Origin of the sequence: Prosthecobacter sp. (assembly GCF_049294395.1) — a bacterium.
Lineage (GTDB): Bacteria > Verrucomicrobiota > Verrucomicrobiia > Verrucomicrobiales > Verrucomicrobiaceae > Prosthecobacter.
This window is the reverse complement of sequence record NZ_JBAQCR010000382.1, coordinates 39,073-63,591: the sequence shown is the minus strand read 5'-3', so window position 1 is coordinate 63,591 and position 24,519 is coordinate 39,073. Positions and strand designations below refer to the sequence as shown.

General features: G+C 58.5%; 16 protein-coding genes (1 of these 16 only partly in view). 2 read left to right on the top strand and 14 right to left on the bottom strand.

Going from position 1 to position 24,519, the window contains the following annotated elements:
• Positions 1 to 3: 3 nt before the first annotated feature.
• Positions 4 to 1,023 (bottom strand): LLM class flavin-dependent oxidoreductase, encoded by a 1,020-nt coding sequence (locus WAW39_RS25660; protein ID WP_422322008.1) that lies wholly within the window; start codon positions 1,021 to 1,023, stop codon positions 4 to 6.
• The gene (locus WAW39_RS25655) at positions 1,020 to 2,069 is read right to left on the bottom strand and encodes an alkene reductase (RefSeq protein ID WP_422322007.1); all 1,050 of its coding nucleotides are present in this window, start codon (positions 2,067 to 2,069) and stop codon (positions 1,020 to 1,022) included. Before WAW39_RS25655 ends, WAW39_RS25660 begins: the two co-directional genes overlap by 4 nt.
• A gap of 39 nt (positions 2,070 to 2,108) precedes the next feature.
• On the opposite strand from WAW39_RS25655, the gene WAW39_RS25650 reads away from it, so the two are divergent.
• Positions 2,109 to 2,480 (top strand): ArsR/SmtB family transcription factor, encoded by a 372-nt coding sequence (locus WAW39_RS25650; protein ID WP_422322006.1) that lies wholly within the window; start codon positions 2,109 to 2,111, stop codon positions 2,478 to 2,480.
• 3 nt (positions 2,481 to 2,483) lie between these two features.
• Here the strand turns inward: WAW39_RS25650 and WAW39_RS25645 are convergent, their stop codons facing one another.
• The 3 genes from WAW39_RS25645 to WAW39_RS25635 all read right to left on the bottom strand — a co-directional run bounded on the left by WAW39_RS25645 (position 2,484) and on the right by WAW39_RS25635 (position 5,288).
• Complete coding sequence (locus WAW39_RS25645; RefSeq protein WP_422322005.1) at positions 2,484 to 3,068, bottom strand: metallophosphoesterase; 585 nt, start codon at positions 3,066 to 3,068, stop codon at positions 2,484 to 2,486.
• A gap of 226 nt (positions 3,069 to 3,294) precedes the next feature.
• A complete protein-coding gene (locus WAW39_RS25640; protein ID WP_422322004.1) occupies positions 3,295 to 4,503 on the bottom strand; it encodes a sialidase family protein in 1,209 nt (402 codons plus the stop codon).
• Between the two features lie 41 nt (positions 4,504 to 4,544).
• Positions 4,545 to 5,288 carry an RraA family protein gene (locus tag WAW39_RS25635; protein ID WP_422322003.1) on the bottom strand — a complete coding sequence of 248 codons (744 nt, stop codon included), beginning with the start codon at positions 5,286 to 5,288 and terminating at the stop codon, positions 4,545 to 4,547.
• Between the two features lie 92 nt (positions 5,289 to 5,380).
• Between WAW39_RS25635 and WAW39_RS25630 the strand changes: the two genes are divergently transcribed.
• On the top strand, positions 5,381 to 6,445 hold the full coding sequence (locus tag WAW39_RS25630) for a substrate-binding domain-containing protein (RefSeq protein WP_422322002.1): 1,065 nt from the start codon (positions 5,381 to 5,383) through the stop codon (positions 6,443 to 6,445).
• 9 nt (positions 6,446 to 6,454) lie between these two features.
• Here WAW39_RS25630 and WAW39_RS25625 read toward each other — a convergent pair whose 3' ends face one another.
• From WAW39_RS25625 to WAW39_RS25585, 9 genes are all read right to left on the bottom strand, one after another.
• Positions 6,455 to 7,450 carry a hypothetical protein gene (locus WAW39_RS25625; protein ID WP_422322001.1) on the bottom strand — a complete coding sequence of 332 codons (996 nt, stop codon included), beginning with the start codon at positions 7,448 to 7,450 and terminating at the stop codon, positions 6,455 to 6,457.
• A complete protein-coding gene (gene tmk, locus WAW39_RS25620; protein WP_422322000.1) occupies positions 7,440 to 8,075 on the bottom strand; it encodes a dTMP kinase in 636 nt (211 codons plus the stop codon). Before tmk ends, WAW39_RS25625 begins: the two co-directional genes overlap by 11 nt.
• Before the next feature lie 4 nt (positions 8,076 to 8,079).
• Positions 8,080 to 9,600, bottom strand: coding sequence for a glutamine-hydrolyzing GMP synthase (guaA, locus tag WAW39_RS25615; protein ID WP_422321999.1), 1,521 nt, complete (start codon positions 9,598 to 9,600; stop codon positions 8,080 to 8,082).
• Between the two features lie 51 nt (positions 9,601 to 9,651).
• Positions 9,652 to 11,109: an IMP dehydrogenase gene (guaB, locus tag WAW39_RS25610; RefSeq protein WP_422321998.1), complete on the bottom strand. Its 1,458-nt coding sequence runs from the start codon at positions 11,107 to 11,109 to the stop codon at positions 9,652 to 9,654.
• 83 nt (positions 11,110 to 11,192) lie between these two features.
• Complete coding sequence (gene vccD, locus WAW39_RS25605) at positions 11,193 to 11,924, bottom strand: Verru_Chthon cassette protein D (protein ID WP_422321997.1); 732 nt, start codon at positions 11,922 to 11,924, stop codon at positions 11,193 to 11,195.
• A 40-nt stretch (positions 11,925 to 11,964) separates the two neighbouring features.
• Positions 11,965 to 13,176, bottom strand: a complete 1,212-nt coding sequence (vccC, locus tag WAW39_RS25600; protein WP_422321996.1) for a Verru_Chthon cassette protein C — start codon at positions 13,174 to 13,176, stop codon at positions 11,965 to 11,967.
• Between the two features lie 12 nt (positions 13,177 to 13,188).
• On the bottom strand, positions 13,189 to 13,662 hold the full coding sequence (gene vccB, locus WAW39_RS25595) for a Verru_Chthon cassette protein B (RefSeq protein ID WP_422321995.1): 474 nt from the start codon (positions 13,660 to 13,662) through the stop codon (positions 13,189 to 13,191).
• 42 nt (positions 13,663 to 13,704) lie between these two features.
• Positions 13,705 to 18,831: a Verru_Chthon cassette protein A gene (gene vccA / locus WAW39_RS25590; protein WP_422322019.1), complete on the bottom strand. Its 5,127-nt coding sequence runs from the start codon at positions 18,829 to 18,831 to the stop codon at positions 13,705 to 13,707.
• 220 nt (positions 18,832 to 19,051) lie between these two features.
• Positions 19,052 to 24,519: the end of an autotransporter-associated beta strand repeat-containing protein gene (locus tag WAW39_RS25585; protein ID WP_422321994.1), read on the bottom strand. 25,882 nt of this gene lie beyond the right edge of the window; 5,468 of the gene's 31,350 nt are visible here — the last part of the coding sequence; the start codon falls outside the window, past its right edge; the stop codon is at positions 19,052 to 19,054.

The following is a 24,519-nucleotide window of genomic DNA, read 5'->3' as shown; positions in this document are numbered from 1 at the left end:
GATTTACGAATTGAAATGCTGCAGGCTTTTAAAAACATCTGCAGCGATTTCGAAGGAGTGCAGCCGTGCCTGCTGATCGTGAATGTGAGCGGTGGCGATGATTTCATCTGCGCCGGTGTCATTGAGCAGGACTTCGATCTGCTGGCGGAAGGTGTCCGGTCCGCCCACGGCGGAGCATCGGGTCATGCGGGACACTTGCGTGGCTTCCACGGGATTCCAAAGAGCGGCGATGTCATCGACGGGTGGTTGCAGCTGCGTGGGCCTGCCGCGGATGAGATTGAGGAAGACCTGCTGAAGCGAGGTGAAGAGGCGTTTTGCTTCTTTGTCGGTGTCTGCGGCGATGACGTTTACACCGATCATCACGTGCGGTTTATCCAGAGCTGCGGAGGGCTGAAACTGGCTGCGATAAATGTCCAATGCCTGATGCAGCAGCTCGGGTGCGAAGTGGGAAGCAAAAGCAAAAGGAAGCCCCATCTCCGCAGCGAGGGTGGCGCTAAAGGTGCTGCTGCCGAGAAGGTAGAGCGGCACATGGAGCCCCTGCCCCGGCACGGCAAACACGCGCTGACCGGGCAAAGGGGCACCGAGGAAGCCCTGCAACTCGCGCACATCTGCGGGGAAGGTGTCTCCACTGCTGCCGAGGCCACGGCGCAGTGCACGGGCCGTGAGTTGATCGCCCCCGGGGGCGCGGCCAAGGCCGAGGTCAATGCGACCAGGATAGAGTGACTCCAGCGTTCCAAACTGCTCGGCGATGACGAGTGGTGCGTGATTGGGCAGCATGATGCCACCTGAGCCGACGCGGATGGTGGTGGTGCCGCCGGCGATGTGACCGATGACGACGGAGGTGGCGGCACTGGCAACGCCGGGGATGTTATGATGCTCGGCGACCCAGTAGCGGTGGTAGCCCCACTTCTCCACATGCTGCGCCAGATTCAGCGAATGGCGGAAGGACTGCGCGGCGGTCTCCCCTTTCAAGATCGGGGAGAGATCCAGCACGGAGTAGAGGAGGCCGGGGGGAGGTTTCATAACGCTGGATAATCGGTGTAGCCCTTCGCGCCGTCTGCATAGAAGGTGGAAGGATCAGGATTGTTCAGGGCGGCACCTGTGGCAAAGCGCTTCGGCAGATCGGGATTGGCGAGGAAGGGCACACCATAGGCGACGGCGTCAGCATCACCTGCGGAAAGGATCGCGTTGCCGGACTCAAGAGTGAATTTTTCATTGGCCACATAGACGCCGCCGAAGGCTTTCTTCAATGCAGGGCCGATGCTGCTGGGGGACTGGTGTTCGCGAGCGCAGATGAAGGCGATCTTGCGACGGCCCAGCTCACGCGCGACGTGGCTGAAGGTTTCCAGCGGATTGGCATCGCCCATGTCATGAGCATCGCCACGCGGAGCGAGGTGCATGCCCACGCGGTCAGCGCCCCAAACGGAGATGACGGCATCGGTGACCTCCAGCATCAGGCGGGCGCGGTTTTCCAAGGAGCCGCCGTATTCATCCGTGCGGTGATTGGTCTTGGTCTGCAGGAATTGATCGAGCAGGTAGCCATTGGCACCATGGATTTCCACGCCGTCGAATCCGGCGAGCTTGGCGTTTTCAGCGCCTTTGCGATAGGCTTCGATGATGCCGGGGATTTCGGACAGCTCCAAGGCGCGTGGTGTGACGAAGGATTTCTCAGGGCACACGAGACTTACGTGGCCGGCTGCTGCGATGGCGCTGGGGGCGACGGGCAGAGCGCCATCCAGAAACATGGGGTCTGAAATGCGCCCCACATGCCAGAGCTGGAGGAAGATGCGACCACCGGCCGCGTGAACGGCCTGGGTGACGAGCTTCCAGCCGGTGACCTGCTCGTCCGACCAGATGCCGGGGGTGTTGGCATAACCGACGCCCATGGGGGTGACGGAGGTGGCCTCCGTGAGGATGAGTCCGGCGCTGGAACGCTGGCGGTAGTACTCGGCCATGAGGGCGTTTGGCACGCGCTGCTGACCTGCGCGTGCGCGGGTGAGCGGGGCGAGGAAGATGCGGTTCGGGAGAGTCAGGGGGCCGAGCTGGAGGGAATCGAAGAGAGTGGGCATGGGGATTAGTTCTTTAGTTCACAAATACCGAACAATAGAATGATTGAACTGCAAGTGAAATTAATGTATCATCCGCGCATCAGACCTCTCCACCATCCTCCAGCCGAAAGTTTCACCGTCGCGGGCATCCTGCATGCATTGTCCGATCCGGTGCGTCTCAGCATCGTGGCCGAACTGCGCAAGGCCGAAGGGGGCCTGAACTGCGTGGAGACGACCAGCCGCCTGAAATGCACAATGCCGAAATCCACCTGCTCCCAGCATTACCGCATTTTGCGTGAGTCGGGCATCATCCACAGCGAGCGACGTGGAGTGGAGCTGACGAGCAAGGTACGGCGCAAGGAGCTGGACAGCCGCTTTCCCGGATTGCTGGATGCCATTCTGAAGGCGTGGCGGCGTGAGCATGGGGAGTGAGATTTACTCCAGGGATTTTGGCGGTCCCAGCATCTCCTGCCGCAATGCGCCCTCCTGTGAAGCCTGCCAGCAGGCATTCGTGGCCACATCCAGGCAGGTGAGCCAGCCGCCACCATAAGCATAGGTGTCGAGGCAGACGGCGTGACCATAATTCAGCGGCCTGCCGCTTTTCTGAGCCGTATGCCCGCAGAGCATTCGACGCCCTGAAACATGCGGACGTGGCACGCCGAAGTGCGCCCAGAGCAAGGTTTTCTCCGGCTGCTGCACGAGAGGAAGATCAGGCACAACGTTTGCGTGCACAAAAAAATCCTGTTCTTCCTCATGATAGAAGACGGTTGATTCAATGAAGTCCCAATGCGCATCCGGGATGTCAGCGAAAGTAGCCGCACCATAAGAATCCAGAGCCTCCGCACCACCATAGGTAAGCCACTTGGGCAAAAAAGACCTGTCATCGCGCGCCCGCAGCATCATCACCTCATGGTTCCCGCGCAGGGTCACGAGCCGGCAGCGGCTGCGCAATTCCAGAAGGTGCTCTATGACCGCCCGGCTGTCAGGCCCGCGATCCACGTAGTCACCCAGCGTCACCACAGTGCCTGAGTCTCCAAACTTCAGCTCCCGGTCCAGACACCGCAGGGCACTGGCTCAGCCATGAATATCTCCGATGGCAAACAGTCGCATTGTGATTGGGTGAAGGGTCAGAGACAGATCGGCAGGCGGAGGCGTTTTGTCAGCCTCTTTTTCCGCCCATATTTCCACACGACATGCGGAAGAGAGCTCAACGTGAAGTCAGCAGGCTGAATCCGCCTGATGAACATCACTTCGGCGCTGTCAGCCATTCCAGATTGAAACGGGCCAGGGTCAGTCGGCCACCAGCAAAGTGGGCGAGTGCAGAACCGTCGCCGCTGCGGCCATAGAAGCAGAGGATGGTGCCGCTCTTGGTGACGGCGATGTCGGAGTACATGCTGGGGCCGGGCTCGATGGTTTTGCTCACCGGCCAGGTTTTGCCTTCATCGCGGCTGATCTTTACGCTGACGTTTTTACGGTCGCGGTTTTTGCCGGGCTCGGCTTTGCCTTTCTCTTTCTCCAGATTGTGAGGATTGGAGAAGAGGATGAGGCTTTGCCCAGCGTGATCATAGCGCACGATGCCGCCCATGCAGATAGGTTCGAGGAGGGCGTCGTCAAACTTGGGAGTACTCCAGCCGGTGGCACCGTCTTTGCTGGTGGTGACGAGACGGCGGTGGGCTTTGGATTCGCTGCGAACGTTGAGCATGACGCTGCTGTCATTGAGTTCGATGGCGACGGTTTCATTCGGGTTGATCCATTCTTCGGTGCATGGCACGGCGATGTCGCCAGCCCTCCAGGTTTTGCCCTGGTCATCGCTGTAGATGGTGGCGGTGACGCTGGGGCGATGGGCATTACCACCGGTGCCGGTGGAGAGCCAGACAGGGACGACGAGACGGCCGTTCTTGAGCTGGATGCTGTGGTCCGGGCCGGTGGCGAGCACCTTCCAGTCGTAGTCTTTCTTGAAGGCATCAAAGGCGGAGGTGATCTCGGCGGGCTTGCTCCAGGTGAGGCCATCGTCTTCGCTGCGCTGGTAGAAGCAGCGCTCGTATTCCAGGCAGAAGAGCATGTGCACGGTGCCGTCCTTGCCGGCGATGAGCACGGGGTTGTTGTAGGTGACGTCGTTGGGGTCGACATTTTTCATCTTGAGGGCGAAGGGGTTTTTCGTCTTGGGTCCCTCAACGTTGGCGATGCTCTGCGGTGGGCTCCAAGTCTTGCCTTCATCGGTGCTGCGACGGAGGAGAATGCGGATGTCGTCCCAATCGCTGACACCGGCGGCACGCTTGCGAGCTTCGCACCAGGCGAGCACTGTGCCCTTGGCGGTCACCACGACGCCGGGAATGTGGTAGAGCTGGTAGGAAGGATTATCGCCGACGATGAAGAGGTCTTGTTTTTCGATGAAGGGTTCGGCGGCCAACAGCGACGAACCGACGAGCAAGAGTGTGAGGATGGATGATTTCATAAGGTTGAGTCTGGGTAAAAAGTGGAAAGAAGGCCATGGGATCACCACTCTCCGTGGCGCTCGAACTTCGCTTTGGCGTTTTTGCCGAACTGCGCTCCCGCAGCGGCGAGGTTGGCCAGCACTTCATCGGTGCTGAGACCGGCGCTGCTGCGTGCGGCGGGAATGACGGTCTGGCATTCATTGGAATCCATGAAGCGGGAGGCTTCGAGGATTTGCGGCTGGGCTTCAGGCTCGATGACGAGGAAACCGTGCTTGTCGGCGTGAATGAGATCTCCGGGAGCGACCTTGCGGCCGAAGACTTCGACTTCGCAGTTCCACCGGACAGGATGCACATGCGCATGGCCGACGCAGAAACGACGGGCCAGGGCTTTGAATCCGGCGTTGGTCATTTCATCGACATCACGAATCGCGCCATCGACGATGGTACCCACGCAGCCGAGGGCGCGGTGCATGTTGCTGTTCACCTCGCCCCAGAAGGAGCCAATCGTGCGGGGTTTGTCGAGATCCTGGACGCAGACGATCTTAGGTCCGGGGATGCTGGCCACGTAGCTGCGGTATTCATTCCACGCATTCGCATTGGCTTCACGATGGGCTTTGTTACTTGGCTCGACCACGACGGTGACGGCGTAGCCAACCATGGGCCCCATCTGCGGCATGAAATCGCGGACTTCTTCGAGATTGAAACCATCGGCTGCGGGATCGCGTTTGGTGATCTGCTCCCAGCCATTGTAGATGGTGGGGGTGTTCCAGCGTTTGAGTTGAAGGAGGTCAGAATGAGGAAGCATGAGGTGCGAAGGATGGTTCATCATGAACGGTGCGACACTTGAAATCTCTGTGGTCATTTCAGCTTACCACGGCATGGTGGGAGCCCCTCCTTATGCATGCTGTACCACCCAGACCTTCGCTCATCACTCACAGCGCCGACTTTTTGCGCGAGGCCCTGCTGCGCGGAGAATGGCAGGAGGTGCTGCCATCGGAGCGCACGCTTTGCACCAGACTGCGCATCAGCCGGCCCACGCTGCGGGCGGTGCTCGCACAACTGGAACGAGAGGGTGTGATCAGCGCGGTGGTGAACAAACGAAGGCAGATTCTCGCGGCACCCGCCACGCGCGGGAGGGGTGTTTCATCACGCATGATCGCGCTGCTGACGCCTGTGCCTCAGCAGGCGATGCCACCGTTTGTGCTGTTCTGGGTGGATGCGCTGCGTGAGCTGCTGATGGAGGCGGGATATCAGCTTGAGGTGCATGTGAGTCCTCATTGTTTCACTGCAAAACCTGCAGGCGGGCTGAAGAAGCTCACGCAGCGCGTGCATGCCGCGGCGTGGGTGATGTTTCGCTCCACGCCGGTGATGCAGCGCTGGTTTGTGGAGAAGCAACTGCCCACCGTCATCGCGGGATCTTGTAGTGATGACATGGGGCTGCCTTCGGTGGATCTGGACTACCGCGCGACATGCCGGCATGCAGCGACGATGCTGATGCAGAAAGGGCACAGGCGCATTGCCCTGCTGCTGCCGGACTCAGCGCATGGCGGAGATGTGGACAGCGCCCAGGGTTTCCGCGAAGCTTTTGCCACAAGCGATGCCGTGCCTTGCGTGGTGCAGCACCATGAAACCGTGGAACAGGTGATCGAGAGTCTGAATGAGGCGCTGAAACGGAAACAGGCACCGACGGCTTTTCTCGTGGCGCGTTCGATTCACACGCTGACGGTGGTGACGCATCTACTGCGACTCGGCCACAAGCTGCCGCGTGATTTCGCCATTGTGTCACGGGATGATGATGCGTTTCTGGATCATGTGGTGCCGAAGGTGACGCGTTATTCGGCTGATGCGGCGAAGTTTGCGAAGAGGCTTGCCAAGCTGGTGCTGGAGCTGGCGCAGACGGGGCATACGAGCACGAAGCCGGTGCGTTTGATGCCGGATCTGCGACGTGGGGAGACGGTGTGAACGAAGGCGCTACGCGCCGAAGGCTTCGATGAAGCAGACTTCGAGGGCGAGGCCTTCGTTGACGTTGGTGTGGAGATGGCTTTCGAGCTGCCGTAGAACGCGGATGCGTTTGGCGACATCACCCGGCTCCCACTTGGCGGCGAGGGCGGCGGTGGCCTCTTGGAATTTCGGCAGGTCGAGATGCTCGGCTCCGGCCTGCTGGCGGGCGACATCGCCCATCCATGAGAGGAGGAGTTCCATGAGCGAGGTACGCTGCTGGAGGTAGTCGGCCTCGATCTGGGCTTCGACTTGTTCTTCACGCTGCTTCAGCCAGGCACCGTCGGTGGTCTTGGCGTAGTGGTCCTGTTCGCGTTCGAAGTCGGCTTCCTGCTCCTTCTTGATGGCGTCGTGCAGGGATTCGAGGATTTCTTCGAAGTCCTTTTTCAATGAGAGAGCGGTGGAGATGCTGCCGCTTTCCTTTTTGGACATCTGCTTGAGCACGTAGAGCAGCTTGCCTTCATGCTCCGTAAAGATGCGCGCGCCATCGGGAGGCATCAGCGCGACTTCAAGTACGCGGGACTGGATGGTGGGCAGGAGCTGCTGGGGCTGAGTAGAGAGCAGCAGCAGGAGCGTGTTTGGCGGTGGTTCTTCGAGTGTTTTGAGAAAAGCATTCTGCGCCTGGGCGTTCATGCGCTCGGCATCGACGATGACCGCGAGCTTCCAGCCGTTGGGCGCGGCGGTGCGGTGGATCATTTTTTCCAGGAAGCGGATGGTGCCGGGATCGTCGCCATCATCACCGATGGTGATGCGGCGTGATTTGCTCTGCGGACGGAGGACGATGGCCCCCTGCCCTTCCCAGGCTTCGAGCGTGCCCATTTTGGTGCCGACGATGAGATCGAGCATTTTGGCGGCGAAGACTTCATGCTGCGCCTCCTTGGGTCCGGTGATCAGGTAGGCGTGGCCCAAGCGGCCGTTGTCACGGGCGCGGGCGATGAGCTCAAGGGCATGGTCGCTCTTAAACGGCATGGGATAGGGCGGTGATGGTCTGCCAGATGTTTTCGTGCACGACTTCAGGCGTGGCTGAAGCGTCGATGATTTTCACGCGCGCCGGTTCTGCCTGGGCGACTTCGAGGTAACCCTGCCGGACTTTTTCAAAAAACGACTGCGGCTGGCTTTCCATGCGGTCCAGTTCGCGTCCGCTCTGATGAATGCGCTGCCAGGCGGTGGCGCTGTCCATGTCGAGGACGAGCGTGAGCTGCGGCAAGGTGCCGCCGATGGCGAAGTGATTGATGGCGCGCACGCTTTCCAGTGGAAGGCCACGGGCGATGCCCTGATAGACGGTGGTGGAATCGAGGAAGCGGTCGAGGATGACGAAGGTGCCAGCTTCCAGCAGAGGGCGGATTTTTTCGCGGACGAGCTGGGCACGACTGGCGGCGAAGAGGAGAAGCTCGGTCTCCGGGGTCATCGAGGCTCCCTCTTTGGCATGCTGAAGGAGATGGCGGATGCTTTCGCCAAGCTCGGTGCCGCCGGGTTCACGCAGCACGACGACGCTGCGCCCGGCTGCTTCGAGGCGGGTGCGTAGAAGAGCGATCTGCGTGGATTTGCCGCAGCCTTCTGAGCCTTCGAAAGAGAGAAGGAAGCCAGCGCTCATGACATCACTCCCACTCAATGCTGGCGGGCGGCTTGGTGCTGATGTCGTAGAGTACGCGGTTCACACCTTTGACGCTGTTGAGGATCTTGTTGGAGGCGTTGCGCAGCACGGAATAAGGCAGCTCGACCCAGTCGGCGGTCATGGCGTCTTCGCTGATGACGGCGCGGAGGGAAATGGCCTGCTCATAGCTGCGTTCGTCACCTTTGACTCCGACGGTTTTGACGGGAAGCAGGGCGGCATAGGCCTGCCAGGTACGCTCGTACCAGCCGCTGCGGCGGAGTTCGGCGATGAAGATGGAATCTGCATGCTGAGTGGTGGCCACGCGCTCCGGGGTGATTTCACCAGGGATACGAACGGCGAGGCCTGGGCCCGGGAACGGATGACGCCACAGGGCCTGATGCGGAATGCCAAGGCTGGCACCGAGGGCGCGGACTTCGTCTTTGAAGAGTTCGGCCAGAGGTTCGAGCACCTTGCCCTGCGCCTTGAGTTCCATGATGCGGTCAACGCGGTTGTGGTGCGTCTTGATCTTGCTGGCGATGGAACCACTGGTGGCGCTTTCGATGACGTCAGGATACAGCGTACCTTGGGCGAGGAGTTCGACGTTGTCGGCGACCTTCCAGAATTCTTCAACAAAGAGCGTACCGATGATGCGACGTTTCTGCTCAGGATCGGTCACGCCTTTGAGTGCGCCGAGGAAGATGGCGCTGGCGTCGATCTGCTCGATGGGGACGCCGACTTCTTCAAAGAGCTGCTTCACTTCCGCGCCTTCATTGAGACGCATCATGCCGGTGTCGATGAAGATGCAGCGGACTTTGACGCCTGCCTTGGCGAGGAGGACTGCGAGCACGGTGCTGTCCACACCGCCGGAGACGCCGCAGATCACTTCGCGGCTGCCGACTTCGGCTTTGATGCGCTCCAGCATCTGAGCTTTGAATTCCTGGATGTCGAACTTGGCGAGAACCGCGCCGCTGCGTGTGAGGAAGTTTTTGAGGATGGCGGTGCCTTCGTGTGAATGCGTGACCTCCGGGTGAAACTGAATGCCCCAGCAGCGGTCGGACCACTTTAGCGCCACGGGGACGGCGTCTTCATTGGTGGCGATGATCTGGGCCGTGCTGGCGAGGTTTGCACAGGTGTCGCTGTGGCTCATCCAGACCTGGGACTCGTGGGAGATGCCGTTGAAGAGGTCTGTGTGATCGGTGACGACGAGCTTGGCGGGGCCGTATTCACGGGTGACGCCGGGTTTGACGGTGCCGCCGTGCTTGATGTTGAGGAGCTGCATGCCGTAGCACACGCCGAGGACGGGAACGCCGAAGGACATGAGCTTGGCATAATCGACATCAGGCGCATCAGCGTCAGAGGTGCTGCGCGGACCGCCGGAAAGGATGATGGCACCGGGACTCTTGAGATTGGCGAGTTCAGCCGGGGGATAAAGGTGCGAGACAAAGCCCAGCTCGCGCACACGGCGAACGATGAGCTGAGAATACTGGGAGCCGTAATCGAGAACGGCGACTTCTTGGGCGGTCATGAGAAAGGGGGAACGAAAATGCGGAATGCGGAATGACGAATGCCTGAGAAATCAATGTGGCTCGTAGTTCACGGGCTCTTCGGTGATGACGACATCGTGAGGATGGCTTTCCTTGAGACCACCGGCTGTGATACGGACGAAACGGGCCTTGGCACGCAGTTCGTCGAGGGTATTGGCACCGACATAGCCCATGCCTGAGCGGAGACCGCCGATGAGCTGGAAGACGACATCTGCCAGCGGGCCTTTGTAGGGCACGCGGGCCTCAACGCCTTCGGGGACGAGCTTGCCGGAGGAGTTCTGGCCGTAGCGGTCGCCTGCGCCTTTGCGCATGGCTTTGAGACTGCCCATGCCGCGGTATTCCTTGAAGGTGCGGCCCTGCCACTTGACCATGTTGCCGGGGCTTTCTGCGGTGCCGGCCAGCAAGGAGCCGAGCATGACGAAGTCTGCACCTGCGGCGAGGGCTTTGACGATGTCTCCGGAGTAACGAATGCCGCCATCGGCAATGACTGTGACGCCAGCTGCACGGCAGACTTCAGCGACTTCCTGTACGGCGGTGAACTGGGGCATGCCCACGCCTGAGATGATGCGGGTGGTGCAGATGGAGCCGGGGCCGACGCCGACTTTGACAGCGGAAGCGCCGGCTTTGACGAGATCACGCGCGCCTTCGGCGGTGACGACGTTGCCAGCGACGATGGGCATGCTGGAGCCGAGGGCTTCCCGCAGGCGGGCGATGACCTGCATGACGCGGGTGGTGTGGCCCGTGGCGGCATCAATGAAAACGGCGTCTGCACCGGCAGCCTGCATAGCGAGGCCACGATCCACGCAATCCTCACCCACGCCGACGGCGGCGCCCACGCGGAGCTGGCCGTTGGCGTCTTTGGCGGCGTTGGTAAACATCTGGCGCTTCACGATGTCCTGCTTGGTGATCAGGCCGGCGAGCTTGCCGTTGGAGTCGACCAGCGGGAGCTTTTCGATGCGGTGTGTGTAGAGGATTTTCAGTGCATCCTCAAAGCTGGTCTGGGGGGTGCCGATAGAGAGCTTCTCACGCGGCGTCATGATGGCCGAGACAGGGGTGTTTTCGTCTTCGATGTACCACATGTCACGGCTGGTGACCATGCCGGCCAGTTTGCCCTGCGCGTCCACGACTGGGAAGCCGCTGACTCCTTTTTCGTGCATCAGACGCTGCACTTCGCCCAGACGTGTCTCAGGGGAGACGGTGTGCGGCTGCTGGATGACGGTGTTTTCCGAGCGCTTCACCCGCGCCACGTGCTCCGCCTGCTGATCGATGGGGCAGTTCCGGTGAATGACGCCGAGACCGCCCTCACGTGCGAGGGCTATGGCGAGTTCGGACTCCGTGACGGTATCCATGGCCGACGAGAGAATCGGCACATTGAGACCGATGGCGGCCAGTTTAGTGGAAACATTGACATCTCCAGGCAGAACCTGGCTCAGTCCGGGAAGGACAAGGACGTCATCGAAACTTAAAGCAAGAGAAGGCAGTTCACCCATACGCCATTCAAGCGACGATCAGGCGGCTGTCATGCGGAAAATTGGGCAGTTTGAAAGGGACCGGCACTTCCCTGCAGCAGGGACTAGAATCCGGGGCGATAGTTGCGCGCCTTGCCCGTGTAGGGATCGATCTGAATGGTATAAAAGTTTTTGGACAGATTTCCTGCGGTGACGTCCGCGCCGCTGTCATACGTGATGGTGAAAAAGCTAAGCGGCAGGGTGCCGTAATCGAGCTGCGAAAAACCGCCCTGCTGAGCGTTGACTCTTCGGCAGGAACCATCCGGCATGAAGCGAATGGCATTGTATTTGGCACCGGCCACGCCGGAATAGCCCGGACCACTTCCAGCATTTGGCTTGATGTCATCGAGGGACTGACCGTCCTCCCCGTTCAGGAGAGGGGACAAATCCAGACCCGCCGCGATGATGATACCGTCAGACAGTTTGTACAAGGTACCGACTGGCACCACTGACTCCGAGACCTGTGCATTCGCACCCACGCCTTGTGACAATGTCACAATTTTAAACATCTGATAAGACCGGAACAACTGCACGGTGGAGCCGGGGGAATCCTGGTCGGGGTGTTTAAAAAACCTCAGTTCAACGGGAACATTCTGTGCGTAAGCCAGCTGCTTGGCCTCAGTGATGGCCCCCATGATGGAATCCCCCGTGGTTGCCAGCCGAGTGGCCTGCATGGTGCGCATCAAAGCGGGAGTGGCTGAAGCCATGATCATCGCGATGATGGCGATCACGACAAGCATCTCGATCAAGCTGAAGGCCCGCCTGGCCTGCCGCTCAAAGTATGGGGAGTGAGTCATAGAAAAAATGGGCCGGGTTAAAGAGCAAAGAAGACTGCCATCAGAAGCTCCAGCGGGACTGCTTGAGAGCGATGGTGGTGCTGAAAATTCGATAATTGAGTTTCTTATCAAGCAGGAGCTGAACCAGCGTGCCTGTCTTGCCTTGGTCCCCATCCAGCTCTTCGACCAAGCTCGCGGCACTTTGGAGCTTGCCAGCAATGGCAGTCAGCAGCTCCGTCCTCATCTGGCTGTTTTCTTCGCGTGCAAGAAACTCTCCCGACCGTTCATCCAAGGCGATCATGCTGACCTTGAGCAGCGGTGGGAGCAGGTGCTGAGTTCCCTGCGGGCTGGCATTGATTGGCGAGGATCCAGGATTCACTTTCAAGGTTGAATCATAAATGAACTGAGGGGCGATGGCATAAGGAGACACAGTCGTGTTGCCGGTGACCTCAATCTGCGGAGAAATCACCAGAGCAATGATGTTCTCGGCAATTGGCCGCGTGAATGCACGCGTTTGGGCGGTCTCTTGCGTGCCTTGCACCTCAGTGTCCAGCACATCCGCATACCATTCCTTGGAGTGGGAGGTGATCGGCCGCAGATTGGTGTCATAAATCCGGTTCTTTTCCGCAGTGGGACTGTATTCCATCAAGCGAAGCCGGCTGCGCACCGGGACAGCATTGTTGAGCTGATCAAGAAACGCCGGGCGAAATGACGCATCCGTCCCCCATTCCACAAAATATCCCCGGCCACAAAGAAGATTGACCATGTTTTCGGTGTTCACGATCTGGTTATTGCCACCTTGGGCAGCAGTCGCCACCAGACTTGCGATTCCCAATGGAGCCTGGAAAAAAACAGCGTGTCCAGGATAGTTCTGTGCGTTGCCGGCAGCGGCGGGAATCACCGCGCTGGTGGGGCCACAGATAAACTGAAGCTCCGACTGCCTGAAGTAGTCTTTGGCGAGGGTGATCTTCTGACCTGCGGCATCCGTGCCTACTGTGTCAAATTCGTTGTCCCAGTAGTTGTTCAGCGTGGCCTGGGAGATTGAGCGAGAGAGCGTGTCGAATGCCTGGCGTGCTTCACGAAACTGCGAGACGCGGGAATTGGCACGCACCCAGGTGCGCTGCACGATGCCGATGACCTGGGAGACGACGAGCATCAAGATCACCAGAAAGGTCACTGAAACGAGCAGTTCAATGAGTGTAAAGGCACGCCCCGCAGCCGACCGGGGGCAGCGATGGGATGGCGGACGCGATGAGAAGGCGGAGAGCTTCATGGCAGGGAGAAATCAGCGAGTTTTGGCGATCAACTGATTGAAGGTGACATAAGGTGATGTGGTGTCGCTGCCGGGAGGCGCGAACACAAAAGCAGGCGAACTGGTCGCAGCGATTCTGATCACCATGCGCCTCATGTAAGGCTGAGTCATCTCGGTTTTGGGCAGCGCCACCACCTGCTGCGGATCAACCTCGACAACGTAGGCGAGATCCGTGGCATCCTGCGCGACCTCACGCCCCTGATCATTGTAGTACTTTCTCACTATCTTATTCGGCAGCAAATCAAAGGAGGCATTTTCCATGTCATGCGTGAGCTGCTCCAAAATGTTGCTGTCATTAATCATCAGCGATGTCTTGCGGGCCATGTCGAGCCCCTGGGGCAGGAGCCCCAGCAGCGTGATGATGGCGAGAGCCGCAATGGCCACAGCGAGCGTGACCTCGACCAGCGAGAAACCAGCCTGTGAGCGGGATTTAATGAGATGTTTCATATGCAAAGAGAGGTAGGCCCCAGGGGATCAACTGGCAGAACATCATGGGCTGAAACGCTTGCTTTCCAGCGTGCGGAACTTGTAGAAAGTGTCCAAGGGCTTTTCACCCAGGGGGTTGGAAGCAGCACCGTAATCAGGCAGAGGATTGGCCACGTCGGTAGGGTCAATGTAACGCTCAATCAGTGAGGACCCACGGTATTCGCCGAGAACGGCGTCTTTGGCAGGGTCCATGGTATCCGCAGCCGTGGAACGCGCCTTGGTGATGACCTGCGCCCGCATGTGAACACGGAAGGTGTTGCTGCGCGTGGTGACACGGGCGTAAATGTTGGAATAGGGGCGCTCACGCGTGTTGTCTCCTGTTCCTGGATGGTTCTGCCAGAACTGCTCCATCACAGACTGCAAGTTGGTGCCGCTGGTAGTTGCATTGATGTTGGAAATACTGCCGAGGGTCTCCCCACCGGAGGAGGGCCCCTTGCTGACATCAGGAATCAGGTGCATTTCGCAGATCTGGCTGGGGCTGCGGAAGAGGCCCCGATAGCGGTTGAGAGCATGATTGGAGCCAGTGGCCGAGTGTTGGAACTTCTGGTCAAACTGGTACAAGGTTTTAGTAACATCAATGGGGCGGTGCCAATACTTGGTGTTCTGGCCTTCATCCCAGAAGCGATCCCCCGAACTGCTCCACATGGAAGTGGTCGCGGCCGTCTGGAAGGTTTTCGCGTTATTGGTGTCCGTCAGCGGGATGGCGGTTATGAATTCGCCCTTCATCACTGCATGGAGGCCGGTGGCGCGGGTAATGTTGGTGAAGGGGACGATCTGGTAATTGAGATTGATGCGGCCAGCGATGGAAAGCGGCTCGCTGATGGCGTAGGGCTCCACCACCGGCATGAAGAAGAGATCCAGCAGGTAGTGGTCGCGCGGATTGTTGTCGCCGGGATGGGTACTCTTGCCGTAATTGGCATTAGAACTCGCGTAAGGCCGGAAGAGCAGCGTCTGCCAGGGCTTGCCCTCATTGTAGCTGACTCCGGTCACCGCGCTGGAACTGACGCTGCCGCCGGACCAAACCCCGGTCGGGAGAGAGCCGAACATCACTGGTGAGCTTACCATTCTGTTTGGCGTCATGTAAATGCCGGTGCGCCAGTCATCACTGTTATTCCAAGCCTCATAAAAGTAGCCCGAACGATATAACTTTTTAACATTATAACGGGTAGTCTCACCGGCATAGAAGTTTCCTTCATCAGGCTTGTTAACATACGGGCCATCACGGGCGTCGCCGATGCCATTGTCAAAGTCACCGTAGCTGTTCGCGGTGGCGGCCCAGCCATCATCAGGCGGAAGGTCTGGAACGCGTGCATCGGAATACGGAGCGCCGGCGACAAGCTGCTGATCCTTGGTCATGCCGAGATCGGGATACTTGAGCATATTGGCATCCCCCGGCAGCAGACAGCCGGATTCAGAGGTCGCCCAGTGTGAAGTAAAGCTGTGAATGTTGCGAGGCTGCAACAGCGGAGCTATTGCCTCCATCTTCTGCCAGAGCGGATGCCTCATCCACATGGTGCTAGGTACTTCATAACGGGCGGCGGCCAGACGATAGTCCCCAACGGCCGGTACGAATGTGCGGATCACATCTGAACCCGACCACAGATTGCCATTGGCGTCATAAACCTCCGGACGCGAATTCACCGTTGCTCCACCTTGAAAGTTAGCAGAGGATTCTGGCGGAATCAGGGGGAGGCCGTTGGCACCAGAGCTTGTGTCATAGATAGCAGTGCCATTGTTCATGGCGGAAAGGAACCTGCTATCGTTGTCCAGCCTTCCAGTCTGCAACTGGCCAGAAGGACCATCCAGATCAGTGTTATCGACGGGACCCGGAGCGAGGTACAAATTACGAGTTGAAGCCGGCAGACCGGCAGGTCCTTTGTAATTTGGGTTGACCGTTCCGCTCATGCGATTGAGGCACCCCATGCGGTTGAAGCACCACCAATGCGGGGCCTGTATGGAACGACGGTATCCTTCGCGGCCATAAATATCGATATAGAAATAGTGAGAGATTTCCGCCCTGCTTAGGGGCTCGGTGACCGGCTTATTGTTCATGAACCGCTCATTGGACGAATAAACGAGAGCAGGAACCGGCAGCGTGGCATCATCAACGGCCACACTGATGCTCTGCACTTCTTCTTTGCTGTTCCCCACACGCTTGTGCATGTCGTAAATTTTGATCACCAAACTGCGCTGACCAAATGTCAGCAGCATGGGCTCATTGCGTTTGACGGTGATGAACTGGCTGACCAAACCCCAGTTGTTCAACCCGTCGTGGAAATTGTTGCTAGAACCAGGATTGGCAATGTAGGCGCTCGGATCATTCCCACGTGCAGATTTTCCGCTGACGTAAGGATTGGTGTCATTACCCATTAAGCCGGTCCCCCAACCAGGAGCTGCTCTGCCCCCGGAAATAATGGTGGGCCCCGCATGGCCGCCCAGAGGGTAGGAACCCGATGAACTGCCGGATTCGTAGACATTTCCATTGGATTTGATCACAACGTCCTGTGCCGATGGAAACAAAGGCTCGCCGTTAAGCTTGATGGAACGCAAGAATTGTCCATCCAAGGTAATGGCCCACTCGGGGAACATTTTTGTCCAGCCGGACATGGGGCAGAAAAACTCCAGTGTGAGCATCGCCTGCACCCGTTTTTCGTTGGGGAACAATGGCGTGTTCGGCAACAGGGTCATGTTCCAATTGGCCGGTTGATAGCCCGGGTGGAATCTAGGATGTTTGGTTAAATCTGCAGGATTTGAGGGATCACAGCCATAATATCTGCCGCCACCATACCTATTTACAAGCAATGGTTCTTTACCATCGAGCGGTGGGAAATTGGAATACCAGCGCTTGTAATCCAGATAAGGGTTGCCATTGGTGGGTGCCGGCGGCGGGTAAATGCCATCTGGGTCATTTAGGCTAGATTGATAAGGGCTAGCCCCGGGGTTCGATTGGGGGGCTTGGACGGTCTCTTTTCTGGGAAGCCCCTTGGGTGCATTGCCCCCGCCACTCCTCACGCCGTTGCAGACCACTGCGTAGGGATCGTCGTCAGCCACGTAGCCGTCCGCCGTGCAAATGAACTGAAATCCGATTTCAGAAATGGTGAACATCCGCCCCATGCCTTGTACCGTCTGCCCACCGCTGCGCTGCCAACGCGCCGGAGAAACCTGGCCATGTCCGGGAAAGACCTTGCTGTTGCTCGAAAGGTAGGTGCTGCCAAGCTGGTTCTGCCCGCTGTTCAAACTGCCAGTCGCCGTGGGGGTGACCCGTTGCTCTGTGAAGGTCAGACGATCAGCGGCGATGGATGACCGAGTATTGTACAGTGACTGATTTTGGGCCGTCGAGAGAGGCGCGTTACTAGCCGAGTTGGCGACGCTGCTATTGTAAGGGGTGAAACCATCATTCCCGCGTGCCAGCACGCCATCATAGAGATTGGTGCAGCGGATGTAGTCAAAGAACATGACGGCGAGCTGTGCCACATTGTCCGTGCCGTACTTGTCACCAAAATTATTGCTTCCTCCGAGCGAGGAGGTCTGCGGGAACTGCAGGGTTGCCATCTCTGCATAGAGGTAGTCGAGCAGCTTGCTGTTGCGCCCCAGAGACGTCGAGGTCCCATTGTCCGGCGATGATCCTGTCACATCATAGGTGGGGTGGTGCGGATCGGCACGACGGAAGAAGTAGCTGTTGGCGATGGCGGAGCCGGCGGTGGTGCCGCGCTGAGTCGAACACAGGGCGATGATGTTGTCAAAGCTGGTGCGGCGATTTGGACCCAGTGATTCATCCGGGACAGGCCACATGGCAACACGTGGCAGGCCATGAATGCTAAACTCCGGAGAGCGGCTGCTGGAGGTGAGAAAAAAACGGGACCTCTCCAAAGTGCCTTGATCAAAAATGTAGCGTCCGTTGCTGCCCGGAAGCTGGATGCTGGCAGCCATGCGGCCGTTGGTGGGATTGTAGTTATAGGCGGAATCGGAAGTTCCATCGGCAAACAGCATTTCATCCACACTGGCAAACAAGCGTTCTTTTCGTGAGGCGGTGAGGTCAATGAGGCTGCCGATATCGTTCTCGCCATTGCTGTCCGAAAAGGCATCTTTCACAAACGGCCTGGTGCCCGAGGTGGACCCACCCATGGCAATCTTGGGGATCAAACGATAAATAGCATCCTTGATGTTTACAATGTCGGTCACTTTGGCGTTGGGGCTGTACACGTCCAAGTCGACACCGGGTGCGAGGACGGCGCTTAAAGCCACCGTGGCAGGATGCCCGGGATAGCGCTGGTACTCGCCCGAGGCTGGCGGAAAGTTAGCCCATTTTGAGTCACGTTGGTGAAAGAAATAAGGAGGTGCAAAAAAGGTGGGCTCGGACGCCGTGTTGATATTGACTTTGCAAGATTCGTCGTCGGTCCAAAAAGCAACGCGTCCAACGATAGGATTGCTGGCGCTGGGGATCGTCGCGCCATCTGCACTGATGAACTTGTTGCTGGCGTCAAGCGCACCGGTAGTGCCGTCCCGCAGGACATAAATCCACTCGACCGGCATGGGCAGGCGCAGTTTGTTGGGTTCATTGCCAACATCCGCAGGCAGCACCACTTCATTGTAGGTCACCGCTCCACCAGCCCCGGTGATGGAGGGCGTGGACTTGGAGTAGGTAAAGCCTTCCACGGCAGCCATCGTCTGCCCATTGTCGGGGTTGGTTCCGTTGTAAGCAGCGCGGGGATCAATGATCGGGAAATAGAGTGCCATGGTTCCCGTGGTAAGGCCGGGGCGGACGATCGGATCGTTCAAATCCACATAGCGCGCGGCGTTTTGTGTGGCGTTCCAGTCTTGTGGGATTTGATGGTCGCTGCTGAAAATGTCCGCCTCATTAGAACTGGTGATGACCATCTGCGAGCTGGAATAGAGCTTGTGGGCACGCACAAAATCACCATTGGCCTGATAGACACGCGCCATGCCAGGCTGGGTGGCATGGATGGTGCGGCTGAAGGAGCCCGTGGCGGAATTCTGGGCATTTTGCAGCTGCGCCTCGGTGAATACGACAGCGAGATCCGCAAGCTGCTTGGCACTACGAGAGGCCACATAGCTCTGGCTGGCTTTGTATTCGGTGCGAGTGACTGAAAATATAGCGACCACAAGCATGGACATCAAAGCCACGGTGGTGACCACCATGACTAAAGCCATGGCCTTCCTGCGTCTGTTCCAATTTGCGACTAGTGTTGCAGCATTCATGATTAGCTCCTGGTAAATTACTGATTTATGAGGCGATAATAATAAATCCGGGCCAAACTGACAAGGTATTTATCATGTAAACACAAAGGCGCTCACAGGTCGTTTGCCCGCAGGCCGAGCGCAGGTCGGCTCAAACAGCCTGTCTGCGGCGGCGGCGCCAGCCCAGGGCCAGAACTCCGAGAAGCAGCAGCAGCAAGCGGCCGGGCTCTGGCACAGCAACCACGATGATACCGGAGGTATATAAGTTGCTGATGTCCCAGAACCGACCGCCACTAAGTGTGGGGAGGTCAATGAAATCGGTCGAAGTATTGCCGGTGAGATTAGCGAACTTGCCGGTGGGGGTGAGACCACCCCAGTCGATGAGTTTCCAGCTATCCCCCACGTTGAAACTGGTCGAATCGAGGGCACTGCCTGCGCCGATGCCCACGTTCAACGTCGCCCCAGTGATTGTTATCTCGGAGGAACCGACATTGCTGAATACGAGCCGATCAGCTTCGGTCGTGGTGTTTGAGGCTTCGTTGAAGAAAAGTTTCAACTGCAGAGTGGAGCCGCTGGCCAAATTGGCGAAGCCTGAGTCCATGGCCACGGTGAACTGGCTGGCGGTGGTGTGACCCACGGCACCTACCATGAGCGTTGCACCGCTGTCAATAGTGAGGCCAAAGCCAGCGTCAGGAGCAATGCGCCCAGTGCCACCAAGCTGTGCACCAGCATTGACTGTTACATTCCCGAAACCAGTGCCGGAGCCTGTGGTGTTGTTGACCAGCAAGGTTCCTTCATAGACCGTGGTGTCGCCGTGATAGGTGTTGCTGCCTGTGAATGTGGCCACGCCTGCCCCTATTTTCCCAATGTAGAGGTAGTCTTCAGCAGCGGCACCTGTGCTTTCACTGATCACGCCGGAGAAAACCATGCCTGTCCCCACATCCGGCGCGGTTTGCGAGTCGAGCTGAAGCTCCATTAACTCCTGAACGCCGTTCAGCCGATTTTGCAGAGTCACCGCACCGGAGAATGTCACGGCATTGGAGGAGGAGATGGTGGTGAATGACGAAGGAGAAGGATTGCTATTGAGGTCGATGTTCTGCGTGATGTTGGTAAGCGCAGCATTATTAACCTGGAGGGTGACGCTCGGATCGCTCTGATCCTGCACCCACACCACAGCGGCGTTGGTTCCGGTGCCACTGCTGTTGCTGACATTGGTCACCGAGGGGGATGCCATGAAGAACGTCTGACCGACAGCGGTTCCGTTGTTGACGGTCACCTGGGTGCCATAAACCATGTTGGTGGAGCTGTTGAAGGCCTCGAGAGCACCATCGGTGGCAGTGCTGTTATTGGTCCCGCTCACGCGCGCCAGATTCATGGTCAGATCGTCGTTGATCTGCGTGATGACATAGATGCCGTTGCGCTCAGGATGATCGACTTCGTCCTTCACGAGGATCGTTGTTTTGCCCACGTCGGCGGCGCCAAAGGTGACGCCATCAATGACGCGGCTGACATTGACGAAGGCCCCAGTGCCTGCGTTCAGAATTCCTGCAGTATAAACTCCGCCAGCCGTGGCCACAAACGCACCACCAAGTCCGCTGAGGTTGGGAGCCGTGCGGGCCGTGCTGGTCTCCACACCCAGCAACGAGGCACCGTTCGTGGCGTAAGACACATGCATGGTCATTTTAGTGCCGAAGACACCACCCAGGCTGGAGGTGGAGTCACCCAATTCGAGGGTGGATGTCTGCCCCAAGGCAGTCACACTCGAAAGCACCAGCGTCCCTGCCCGCACCACGGTACCACCGGTGATGGTGTTCCCTGGGCCGCCTGTCTGCGAGCCATAGGTGTTGGCACCGGCAAGCTCGACCGTGCCCCCCAGAACTGTGATGCCGCCGAGACCCGTGATGGCACCATTGTAAGTGACCGTGGAATTGGCGCTGGAAACCAGAAGGACATTGTTTCCTGCGGTGCGATCCACCTCAATGGCGCCGTTGACCGTGGTGGCAGCCGCCGTGGTGTTTAGAATGGAGACGCCACCGCTGTTCACATTGCCAAACTTCAGGGAATTGGACAAGGTGGTGCCGTTGAAGACGAGCATCAGGGCTTCGTTGTTCGAGCGAGTGTCTGTGGTGGTGCCGATCTCGACCAGCCCGTTCACATCGCCCAAAGAACCATTTTGCTGGGCGATCAAGGTCCCTTCGGCCAGCGAGGTGCCGCCGGCGTAAGTGTTGACTGCCGACAGAGTCAGCACGCCGTGACCACCCTTGACCAGGCGTCCGTCACTGCCCGAAATCACACCACTGATGATGGCGTCAGGAATCAACGTCCCAGTGGATGGCGAAGAGTAGACAGCCCCGCGACCGCTGGTGACTTCCACCAAGTGCGATTTGCGGCCCAGATCAATGCCATTGGCAAAAATCACGGTCTTGTCAGCGTCCTGGGCACCCAGAAGGAGCGAGTCATTGTCCAGAACAAATCCGTTCAGGCCCCAGGTCAGAGTCGCGCCGCTGCCGCCGATGTTGACGGTGCGGTCGGAGGTGTAGGCTGCAAAGCCGCCACTGCTGGTCCAGTCCACATGCGTGCTGCCGGTGCCGAGGCTGCGGGTGAAGTCACCTGAGTTAAGACCGATGATGCCACCGTCCAGACGGAGATGGCTGTTCGCCGGAAGCGCCGAGGCCGAATCAAGGCGCAGAACGCCACCCTGCACGTAAGTGGTGCCTGTGTAGGTGTTGGTCCCGGAGAGTGCGGTGGTACCGTTGCCACTCAGGACCAGGTTGACCAGAAGACCGGCGGTGGAGTTGTTCGCAATCGACGAACTGATGGTCAACGCCCTCAGCGGATTCCAGTTGTAGATGATGAGATCGGCCGTGGTGCCGTCAGTGTTGGCCAGGCCGCTGGTGAGGACACCGCCCACAATCGAGTTCTGGTGGGTGCCAGAGTGAGTTGTCTGAAGGATGGCTCCATTGGCAAGGGTAAGGGTGTCTGTAATCGTGACGGTGCTGGAATTGAGCGCCAGAGGAATGGAGGCCAGATAGTCGGAATAGAGGTTCACAATTCCACTATCGGTAGCCGCCGCACTCAGAGTGATGGAGCTGTCGCCGGAATTAATGGACAGGACCGTTGTGCCGGCTGGAATTCCGGGACCGGTGATTGTCATTCCCACTCTCAGACGAGAATCGCTGATGTTGGAGACAACGGCGCTGCCAGCAGTCGTGCTGCCGGTGATGGTGTCAAAGGCATACAAGGTCACGGCGGTTCCCTGCAGGCTCGGTGCCTGGCTCAGAGTGATTTTATTGTTGGCCGCGTCGATGGCGGTGATGTAAGTGCCCGGCACAATCCCGTTGCCCCGAATCAACTGTCCGACCTGCAGGCGGTCCACTCCCGGCACATTGGTGACATCGGTGCTGCTCGTGCTCAGATTGCCTGCAGATGAAATGCTGTTGTTGTAGAACAGGATTGTGCTCACGGAAGCGCCTGACGCCGTGCTGCCGGAGAAAGATTCCTCAATCAGCGCACCATCATGCACGTTGTTGAAGACTGCCCAGTTGGCGGGATTTTGGATGAAAGAATGAGACCCCTTGATGTCGGAACCGGTCATGATGTTCGTCGCCGAATCAATGATGGCAAAATTGTTCACGCCCGGGTTGTTGGGATCATTGATGCTGAAGAGCGCGCGAGGCATGATGACACCCACGTCGACCAGAGCCTGCCCGCCAAGAGTGATGCGCGCCACAGAGGATCCGCCGTCTGCCACAAAGAGCACATTGCCACCCTTTTGATAAGTAACGGGTGTTGGATTATTGAGATCCTGCAGGTTGAGGAAGGTTGCTGACCCCGTGGTGCCCGTCACACGAATGACGGAAGCACCTTCGGCAATGGTCAACGCACCGATGAAGTTCTGCGTGGTGTTGCGACCGGTGATGCTCTGAACATTCAGTGTACCACCACCCATGGTCAGGGAGCCCACATCATTGCGAATATACTGGTCATTGAATCCGGGGGAGAGCTTCAGGGTTCCGTCATTCACCACCAATGCGTCGAGGCCGTAGCCACCGAACGAGGTGCCCAGCAGGGCCAGGGTGCCTGCACCAGTCTTGACCAGGCTGTAATCATCCTGGTTACCGGGGGTTGTGAAATTACCGCCCAAGGTCAGCACAGTGTAGGCATTGCCGACATCCCAAACTGCGGACTGATTGATGGTGAATCCACGGTCCGAACTGGCGCTGGTGCCATTGAATTGAAGCGTGCCGCCGTTGAAGACCAAATTGGCCAAAGTATTGCGGGAGGCGCCCAGGCTCGAAGCAGGGCCTGCAAACACGAGTGTGTTGGAACCGGTGGCAATCGCCGCCACGGAGATGTAGATCGTGGTGCCGTCGATGATTTTGGTCACGGTGGCCCCCAATGGAATGCCAGGTCCCGAGACCAGCTCTCCGACGCTCAAATTGGCGGTGGTCGGCACGGTGACCATTGCGCTGCCATTCGTCGTGGTGGCAAGCAGTGTCGCGCCAATGCTGGTGCTGGCCCCAAAGGTGAGGTTGTTCTGGCCGGTGGTCGTCACGGGATTGGAAATCTCGATCGTGTTTTGATCCAGAATCCGCACGATGGTCGAGTTCGCCGGGATGCCGTTGCCGGAAATGGTCTGGCCGACGGTCATGCCCAAGGTGCTGCCCACGGTAATTTGCGTGCCACTTTGAGTGTTGCCGGTGCGCGCGCCAGTATACAGATTCGCGGGCCCGAAGTTTAGCGACGAAGCGGTCGCAGTGGGGATATAGGCAACGCCCACCGATCCGGAAATGACGCCAATGGTGATCTGGGTGCTGTTGACAATGGAGAGGATGACCACCTGACCACCGGCGTTGGAAATGCCAGTGCCAGCCACCGTCTGACCGACGGCGAGACCTGCAGTGCCACCGGCAACAGTGACGGTGTTGTTGCTGGTGTTGGTGGCGGCTGCAATGGTGCCGGTCTGTGCGGTGATGCCGCTGTTGTTGAAGGTCAGGCTGGTGCCCGTGGTGCTGATGAGCGCGCCGTTTGACAAGGTGACCGTGGTGGGGTTGTTGATGGCGGCGATGGTGACGCCGGCAGGAAGGGCCCCACCTGTGACGACGGTGCCAATGGTCAGGCCAGTCGCATCCACCGTGAGTGTGCGGCCGGTGGAAGAAAGGTTGGTGATCAGCTGCGTGCCAGCAGTATAGCCTTCAACACCAAGAGACTGGATGGTGGTGACGCCAGCATTCAGGGTGGTGACGCCGGTGTAGAGATTCATGCCGGAGAGAATCAGATTGCCCAGGCCTGTCTTGTCCAGGCCGGTGACCTGTGAGAAGGTCAGGGTGCCTGTTCCAGCTCCCGCAACAGCGGCGTTGCTAAGGGTGATGGAGGAATTGGCAGTGATGGCGGTGATCGTGGTTCCGTCCACGATGCCAAGTCCGGAAACCTTCATCCCCACATAGAGACCGTTGGTTCCGTTGATGCCATTGAGTCCGGTGACTGTTGTGCTGCCAGCAGCAGTGGTGCCGGAACGGTCCTGGCTGAACTGCAGGGTTTCAGTCACGGAAGCCGACGTGTTTGAGCTGAGTGTGATAGTGTTGGTCTGGAACTCCCGCGTGGTGGTGGCGGAGATCG

Excerpts from the sequence above, each read along its gene's own strand:
- WAW39_RS25660 (WP_422322008.1), bottom strand. The coding sequence starts at position 1,023 with ATGAAACCTCCCCCCGGCCTCCTCTACTCCGTGCTGGATCTCTCCCCG.
- WAW39_RS25655 (WP_422322007.1), bottom strand. The coding sequence starts at position 2,069 with ATGCCCACTCTCTTCGATTCCCTCCAGCTCGGCCCCCTGACTCTCCCG.
- WAW39_RS25650 (WP_422322006.1), top strand. The coding sequence starts at position 2,109 with ATGATTGAACTGCAAGTGAAATTAATGTATCATCCGCGCATCAGACCT.
- WAW39_RS25640 (WP_422322004.1), bottom strand. The coding sequence starts at position 4,503 with ATGAAATCATCCATCCTCACACTCTTGCTCGTCGGTTCGTCGCTGTTG.
- WAW39_RS25635 (WP_422322003.1), bottom strand. The coding sequence starts at position 5,288 with ATGCTTCCTCATTCTGACCTCCTTCAACTCAAACGCTGGAACACCCCC.
- WAW39_RS25630 (WP_422322002.1), top strand. The coding sequence starts at position 5,381 with ATGCATGCTGTACCACCCAGACCTTCGCTCATCACTCACAGCGCCGAC.
- WAW39_RS25625 (WP_422322001.1), bottom strand. The coding sequence starts at position 7,450 with ATGCCGTTTAAGAGCGACCATGCCCTTGAGCTCATCGCCCGCGCCCGT.
- tmk (WP_422322000.1), bottom strand. The coding sequence starts at position 8,075 with ATGAGCGCTGGCTTCCTTCTCTCTTTCGAAGGCTCAGAAGGCTGCGGC.
- guaA (WP_422321999.1), bottom strand. The coding sequence starts at position 9,600 with ATGACCGCCCAAGAAGTCGCCGTTCTCGATTACGGCTCCCAGTATTCT.
- guaB (WP_422321998.1), bottom strand. The coding sequence starts at position 11,109 with ATGGGTGAACTGCCTTCTCTTGCTTTAAGTTTCGATGACGTCCTTGTC.
- vccD (WP_422321997.1), bottom strand. The coding sequence starts at position 11,924 with ATGACTCACTCCCCATACTTTGAGCGGCAGGCCAGGCGGGCCTTCAGC.
- vccC (WP_422321996.1), bottom strand. The coding sequence starts at position 13,176 with ATGAAGCTCTCCGCCTTCTCATCGCGTCCGCCATCCCATCGCTGCCCC.
- vccB (WP_422321995.1), bottom strand. The coding sequence starts at position 13,662 with ATGAAACATCTCATTAAATCCCGCTCACAGGCTGGTTTCTCGCTGGTC.
- vccA (WP_422322019.1), bottom strand. The coding sequence starts at position 18,831 with ATGCTTGTGGTCGCTATATTTTCAGTCACTCGCACCGAATACAAAGCC.